This is a genomic window from Rhodococcus mengyinensis, assembly GCF_048381435.1.
Lineage (GTDB): Bacteria > Actinomycetota > Actinomycetes > Mycobacteriales > Mycobacteriaceae > Rhodococcus_F > Rhodococcus_F opacus_D.
On the sequence record NZ_JBLWIT010000133.1, the window covers coordinates 111,398 to 118,035 of the forward strand.

7 protein-coding genes are annotated in these 6,638 nt (G+C 66.3%); all 7 read left to right on the top strand.

Annotation, left to right across the window (positions count from 1 at the left end):
• The first annotated feature begins 26 nt into the window (after nt 1–26).
• The 7 genes from ACNJ7E_RS31630 (at nt 27) to ACNJ7E_RS31660 (ending at nt 6,610) form a co-directional block, all read left to right on the top strand.
• On the top strand, nt 27–776 hold the full coding sequence (locus tag ACNJ7E_RS31630) for a helix-turn-helix transcriptional regulator (protein WP_280782152.1): 750 nt from the start codon (nt 27–29) through the stop codon (nt 774–776).
• 95 nt (nt 777–871) lie between these two features.
• Nucleotides 872–2,332: a Fe-S cluster assembly protein SufB gene (gene sufB, locus ACNJ7E_RS31635; protein ID WP_009480461.1), complete on the top strand. Its 1,461-nt coding sequence runs from the start codon at nt 872–874 to the stop codon at nt 2,330–2,332.
• Nucleotides 2,332–3,561: a Fe-S cluster assembly protein SufD gene (sufD, locus tag ACNJ7E_RS31640; protein ID WP_280782151.1), complete on the top strand. Its 1,230-nt coding sequence runs from the start codon at nt 2,332–2,334 to the stop codon at nt 3,559–3,561. Before sufB ends, sufD begins: the two co-directional genes overlap by 1 nt.
• Before the next feature lie 45 nt (nt 3,562–3,606).
• A complete protein-coding gene (sufC, locus tag ACNJ7E_RS31645; protein ID WP_280782150.1) occupies nt 3,607–4,416 on the top strand; it encodes a Fe-S cluster assembly ATPase SufC in 810 nt (269 codons plus the stop codon).
• A 6-nt stretch (nt 4,417–4,422) separates the two neighbouring features.
• Nucleotides 4,423–5,682 carry a cysteine desulfurase gene (locus tag ACNJ7E_RS31650; protein ID WP_105418540.1) on the top strand — a complete coding sequence of 420 codons (1,260 nt, stop codon included), beginning with the start codon at nt 4,423–4,425 and terminating at the stop codon, nt 5,680–5,682.
• Nucleotides 5,679–6,194 (top strand): Fe-S cluster assembly sulfur transfer protein SufU, encoded by a 516-nt coding sequence (sufU, locus tag ACNJ7E_RS31655; RefSeq protein ID WP_280782149.1) that lies wholly within the window; start codon nt 5,679–5,681, stop codon nt 6,192–6,194. The genes ACNJ7E_RS31650 and sufU overlap by 4 nt, the downstream gene beginning before the upstream one ends.
• Nucleotides 6,191–6,610 (top strand): metal-sulfur cluster assembly factor, encoded by a 420-nt coding sequence (locus tag ACNJ7E_RS31660; protein WP_280782148.1) that lies wholly within the window; start codon nt 6,191–6,193, stop codon nt 6,608–6,610. Before sufU ends, ACNJ7E_RS31660 begins: the two co-directional genes overlap by 4 nt.
• The last annotated feature ends 28 nt before the right edge of the window (nt 6,611–6,638 follow it).

Sequence of the window (6,638 nt, forward strand, 5' to 3'; positions counted from 1 at the left end):
GATCCGAATTCCGTCACACTGGTGTTGTGAAAACGGAAACGACACCACGTGCAACGAAGGAAAGCGCAGTTCACGCGCCTTCCTCGGCGGCGCCTGTCGGAACCGCGTCACCCGTCGCCGTCGGCCACGAAGGCCACACCCGCGCTGCCGTCGTGAAGCTCCTCCTCGAGGAGGGGCCGATCACCGCATCGGAAATCGGAACCCGCCTCGGCCTCAGTGCCGCCGGTGTCCGCCGGCACCTCGACGCACTCCTGGACTCCGGTGAGGCGCGCGAGGCGTCCTCCGTCGCCGTGCGTCACCGCGGACGAGGACGACCCGCCAAATACTTCCAGATCACCGCCAAGGGCCGCGGCAGGCTCGGACACGCGTACGACGACCTCGCCGGTGCGGCCATGCGTCAATTGCGGGAGGTCGGGGGAGACGCCGCGATCACCGATTTCGCTCGTCGCCGAGTCCAGGCGATCGTCGGAAACGTGACCCCGGCAGACGATCAGAGCGCCGAGGGCCTCGAGACCACCGCCGACGCCATCGCCGACGCGTTCACCACTGCGGGATTCGCGGCGTCGACGCGCCCGGTGGGCAACGGCGTGCAGATCTGCCAGCACCACTGCCCGGTCTCGCACGTGGCCGAGGAGTTCCCGGAACTGTGCGAAGCCGAGCAGGAAGCGTTCGCCCAACTGCTCGGCACCCACGTCCAGCGGCTCGCGACCATCGCGAACGGCGACTGCGCATGCACCACCCACGTTCCACTCGTCCCCCCGTCCGGTCCCAAATAACAACGATTTCCCGATAGATCCCCTAGTCAGCAACCTGTTCTCCACCGGCGACCAGCCCTCGCCGGTCTCGTAACAAGACTCCGGAAGGAGCTCGCATGACCGTCACATCAGACCAGGTGACATCCACTGCGTCGGCCAACGCCGAGCCGCTCACGCAGGAAGAGACCATCGCGTCACTCGGGCATTACGGGTACGGCTGGTCCGATTCCGACGAGGCCGGTGCCAGTGCGCAGCGCGGTCTGTCCGAAGACGTCGTGCGCGACATCTCGGCGAAGAAGAGCGAGCCGGACTGGATGCTCGACATCCGCCTGCGCGCGCTGAAGACCTTCGACAAGAAGCCGATGCCGAACTGGGGTTCGAACCTCGAGGGCATCGACTTCGACAACATCAAGTACTTCGTGCGCTCGAGCGAGAAGCAGGCCGAGAGCTGGGAAGACCTGCCCGAGGACATCAAGAACACGTACGACAAGCTGGGCATCCCCGAGGCCGAGAAGCAGCGCCTCGTCGCCGGTGTCGCGGCTCAGTACGAGTCCGAGGTGGTGTACCACTCGATCCGTGAGGACCTCGAGGCGCAGGGCGTGATCTTCCTCGACACCGACACGGGCCTGAAGCAGCACCCCGAGCTGTTCCGGGAGTACTTCGGCACGGTCATCCCGGCCGGCGACAACAAGTTCTCCGCGCTGAACACCGCGGTGTGGTCGGGTGGCTCCTTCATCTACGTCCCGCCGGGTGTGCACGTCGACATCCCGCTGCAGGCCTACTTCCGCATCAACACGGAGAACATGGGCCAGTTCGAGCGGACCCTGATCATCGTCGACGAGGGTGCCTCGGTGCACTACGTCGAGGGCTGCACGGCGCCGATCTACAAATCGGACTCCCTGCACTCCGCGGTCGTCGAGATCATCGTGAAGAAGGGCGGCCACTGCCGCTACACGACCATCCAGAACTGGTCGAACAACGTCTACAACCTGGTCACCAAGCGCACCAAGGTCGAGGCCGGCGGATCCATGGAGTGGATCGACGGCAACATCGGGTCGAAGGTCACCATGAAGTACCCGGCCGTCTGGATGATGGGCGAGCACGCCCGCGGCGAGGTTCTCTCCGTGGCATTCGCCGGTGAGGGACAGCACCAGGACACCGGTGCCAAGATGCTGCACCTCGCGCCGTACACGTCGTCGACGATCATCAGCAAGTCGGTGGCACGTGGCGGCGGACGCGCGTCCTACCGCGGACTCGTCCAGGTCAACAAGGGTGCTCACGGTTCCAAGTCGACGGTCAAGTGTGACGCGCTGCTGGTCGATCAGATCAGCCGCTCGGACACTTACCCGTACGTCGACATCCGCGAGGACGACGTGACCATGGGCCATGAGGCCACCGTTTCGAAGGTGAGCGACGACCAGCTGTTCTACCTGATGAGCCGCGGGCTCACCGAAGACGAGGCCATGGCCACGGTCGTGCGCGGCTTCGTCGAGCCGATCGCCAAGGAACTCCCGATGGAGTACGCCCTGGAACTGAACCGCCTGATCGAACTGCAGATGGAAGGGGCGGTGGGTTAGTGACCACGCCAGAAACTGGTGTCCAGAATCTCGGAGTCGCGGGAGCCGTCGCAGGCGAGAATCCGCGGATAGCGCGGACCGCCACCGGCTCGCCGATCAAGAACAAGGGTGAGGTCTTCACCTCGTTCGACGTCAACGCCTTCGAGATCCCGGGTGGTCGCGACGAGGTCTGGAGGTTCACCCCGCTGCGCCGACTCCGCGGACTGCACGACGGAACGGCCGTCGCGAACGGCACGGTCACCGTCGACGTCGCCGGTCCGGACTCCGTCCAGGTCGAGACCGTCGGGCGTGACGACGACCGGCTGGGCAAGGCCGGCGTGCCCGCCGACCGGGTGGCCGCACAGGCCTACTCGGGTTTCGAGACGGCCACCGTCGTGACGGTCGGCCGTGAGGTCGAGGTCGCCGAGACGATCAACATCACGGTCACCGGCCCGGGCGAGGACAAGGTCGCCTTCGGGCACCTGCAGATTCGGCTCGACGCCTTCGCGAAGGCGACCGTCGTCATCGACCAGCGCGGCAGCGGCACGTTCGCCGAGAACGTCGAATTCGTTCTCGGCGACAGCGCCCGCCTCACCGTGGTCGCCGTCCAGGACTGGGCCGACGACGCCGTGCACGTCGCGTCGCATCACGCGCGGCTGGGCCGTGACGCGGTGCTCCGCCACAACGCGATCAGTCTCGGCGGCGACCTCGTCCGCCTGTCCGCGACCGTCAAGTACGACGGCCCCGGCGGCGACGCCGAACTGCTCGGCCTGTACTTCGCCGACGCCGGACAGCACTTCGAGCAGCGACTGCTGGTGGATCACTCGCAGCCGCACTGCAAGTCCAACGTGGTCTACAAGGGCGCCCTGCAGGGTGATCCGAATTCGGGAAAGCCCGACGCCCACACCGTGTGGATCGGCGACGTGCTGATCCGCGCCGCGGCCGAAGGCACCGACACGTTCGAGCTGAACCGCAACCTCGTCCTGACGGACGGTGCACGCGCCGACTCGGTTCCGAACCTCGAGATCGAGACGGGTGAGATCGTGGGTGCAGGCCACGCCAGCGCCACGGGACGATTCGACGACGAGCAGTTGTTCTACCTGCGCGCCCGCGGAATCCCCGAGGACGCGGCACGGCGACTCGTCGTGCGCGGGTTCTTCCACGAGATCATCAACAAGATCGCCGTCGCCGAGATTCGCGAGCGCCTCGAGGCTGCTGTCGAGGCCGAACTCGCCGCAGTCGGCGTGTGACCCGCGCCGCCGGACCACTACTTCCCATTTCTTCGAAGGATCACAATGTCTACCCCTGACGCTTCCACCCCCGAAACCTCGGTCCTGGAAATCAAGGACCTGCACGTCGACGTCGCGAACACCGACGAGAACGCCGACCCGATCAACATCCTCAAGGGTGTGAATCTGACGGTTCGTTCCGGCGAGACCCACGCGATCATGGGACCCAACGGGTCCGGCAAGTCGACGCTGTCGTACGCCATCGCGGGTCACCCCAAGTACCAGATCACCTCGGGCTCCATCACCCTCAACGGTGAGAACGTCCTCGAGATGAGCGTCGACGAGCGTGCCCGCGCCGGACTGTTCCTCGCAATGCAGTACCCGGTCGAGGTCCCCGGCGTCTCGATGTCCAACTTCCTGCGCACCGCGGCCACCGCAGTCCGTGGCGAGGCCCCGAAGCTCCGTCACTGGGTGAAGGAAGTCAAGGAAGCGCTGACCGAGCTGGACATCGACCCCTCGTTCGGCGAGCGCAGTGTCAACGAAGGATTCTCCGGCGGTGAGAAGAAACGCCACGAGATCCTGCAGCTCGGTCTCCTGAAGCCGAAAATCGCGATCCTCGACGAGACCGACTCCGGTCTCGACGTCGACGCCCTGCGCGTCGTCTCCGAGGGCGTGAACAAGTACAAGGAACGCGAGCACGGCGGAATCCTGCTGATCACGCACTACACGCGCATCCTCCGGTACATCAAGCCGGAATACGTCCACGTGTTCGTCGGCGGTCGTGTCGTCGAGTCGGGCGGACCGGAACTGGCCGACGAGCTCGAGGCGAAGGGCTACGAGCGCTTCACCCAGGCTGCAGCAACGCAAGGAGCATAAACGCAGATGACCACCTCGGTGCGCGTATTCGACGTCACCCGGATCCGGGAGGACTTCCCGATCCTGGCGCGTACGGTCCGCGACGGAAAACCGCTGGTGTACCTCGATTCGGGCGCGACGTCACAGCGCCCGAACCAGGTGCTCGACGCCGAGAGGGAGTTCCTCACCACCTGTAACGCGGCCGTGCACCGGGGCGCTCACCAGCTCGCCGAAGAGGCCACCGACGCGTACGAGAATGCGCGTGCGGCGATCGCCGCGTTCGTCGGTGCCGACAGCGACGAACTCGTGTTCACCAAGAACGCGACGGAATCGCTGAATCTCGTCACTCACGTCCTCGGCGACGACCGCTTCGAGCGGCACCTCGGCCCCGGCGACGAGATCGTCATCACCGAACTCGAGCATCACGCCAATCTCGTGCCGTGGCAGGAGCTCGCGCGCAGCACCGGCGCGACGTTGCGCTGGTACGGCGTCACCGACGACGGCCGGATCGATCTCGATTCGCTCGAGCTGACCGACGCCGTCAAGGTCGTGGCGTTCACCCACCAGTCCAACGTGACCGGGGCGGTGGCACCCGTCGAGGAATTGGTGCGTCGCGCCCGCGCGGTCGGCGCGCTGGTGGTACTCGACGCGTGCCAGTCCGTCCCGCACATGGCGGTGGACTTCCACGCGCTCGGCGTGGACTACGCGGCCTTCTCGGGGCACAAGATGCTCGGCCCGTCCGGCGTGGGTGTCCTGTACGGGCGCCGCGAACTGCTGAACGCGATGCCGCCGTTCATCACCGGTGGTTCGATGATCGAGACCGTCACGATGGAACGCACCACCTATGCGCCGCCGCCGCAGCGGTTCGAGGCGGGCGTTCCGATGACGTCGCAGGTGGTCGGACTCGGCGCAGCGGTCCGGTATCTCGAGGAGATCGGGATGGACGCGGTCGCGGCGCACGAGCACACCCTGGTCGAGGCGGCACTGGCGGCGCTCGGTGCCATCGACGGTGTGCGCATCATCGGACCCACGACCGCCGAGGACCGCGGCGGGGCCGTGTCGTTCGTGGTCGACGGAATCCACGCACACGATCTCGGTCAGATCCTCGACGACGAGGGGGTCGCCATCCGCGTCGGCCACCACTGCGCCTGGCCCCTGCACCGTCATTTCGGTGTCGCGGCCACGGCGAGGGCGTCGTTCGCGCTGTACAACACGGTCGACGAGATCGACGCACTTGCGGCGGCGGTGCGGCGCGCACAGGAGTTCTTCGGGGAGGTTCCTGCATGAGAATGGAACAGATGTACCAGGAAGTGATCCTGGACCACTACAAGCATCCCCACGGCCGCGGTCTGCGCGAACCGTTCGGCGCCGAAGTCCACCACGTCAATCCCACGTGCGGTGACGAAGTGACGCTGCGCGTGCAGCTCGCCGACGACGGCACCGTCGTGGATGTGTCGTACGACGGCCAGGGCTGCTCCATCAGCCAGGCGTCGACGTCGGTGCTCACCGATCAGGTGGTCGGGATGCCCGTCGACCAGGCCCTGCAGACCGTTGCCGCATTCAACGAGATGGTCAGCAGCCGCGGTACCGTCGAGGGGGACGAGGACGTCCTCGGGGACGGCATCGCCTTCGTCGGCGTCTCGAAGTACCCGGCTCGCGTGAAATGCGCGCTGCTGGGATGGATGGCATTCAAGGACGCGGTTGTTCAGATAGTGGACGACCGGGTCGTGGACGAACGGGATTCGGCCGTTCCGACAGAAGACGGCGAACCAGCTCGAATCGGAGGACAGGCATCATGAGCGAGACGCAGACGCCGGAGGCGGACGCCACGGCCGTACCGGAGCAGGCGACGGCCGACCACGGCGGCGAGACCGCCACTGCCGCGTCGGGTGCGATTACCGACCCGAAACGCCTCGAGGAGCTCGAGGAGGCGATGCGTGACGTCGTGGACCCCGAACTCGGCATCAACGTCGTCGACCTCGGTCTCGTGTACGGAATCACCGAGGAAGAGGACGTCGTGACCCTCGACATGACGCTCACGTCGGCGGCGTGCCCGCTGACCGATGTCATCGAGGACCAGTCGCGGGGCGCGCTCGTGCGCAGCGGTTTGTGCAACGAACTGAAGATCAACTGGGTGTGGCTCCCGCCGTGGGGCCCCGACAAGATCACCGAGGACGGCCGCGAGCAGTTGCGCGCGCTCGGCTTCACGGTCTGACCAGCCACTACGGGTAACGCGGAGGGGC

Coding starts and splice junctions, on each gene's coding strand:
- sufB (WP_009480461.1), top strand. CDS start 872: ATGACCGTCACATCAGACCAGGTGACATCCACTGCGTCGGCCAACGCC.
- sufU (WP_280782149.1), top strand. CDS start 5,679: ATGAGAATGGAACAGATGTACCAGGAAGTGATCCTGGACCACTACAAG.
- sufC (WP_280782150.1), top strand. CDS start 3,607: ATGTCTACCCCTGACGCTTCCACCCCCGAAACCTCGGTCCTGGAAATC.
- ACNJ7E_RS31660 (WP_280782148.1), top strand. CDS start 6,191: ATGAGCGAGACGCAGACGCCGGAGGCGGACGCCACGGCCGTACCGGAG.
- ACNJ7E_RS31650 (WP_105418540.1), top strand. CDS start 4,423: ATGACCACCTCGGTGCGCGTATTCGACGTCACCCGGATCCGGGAGGAC.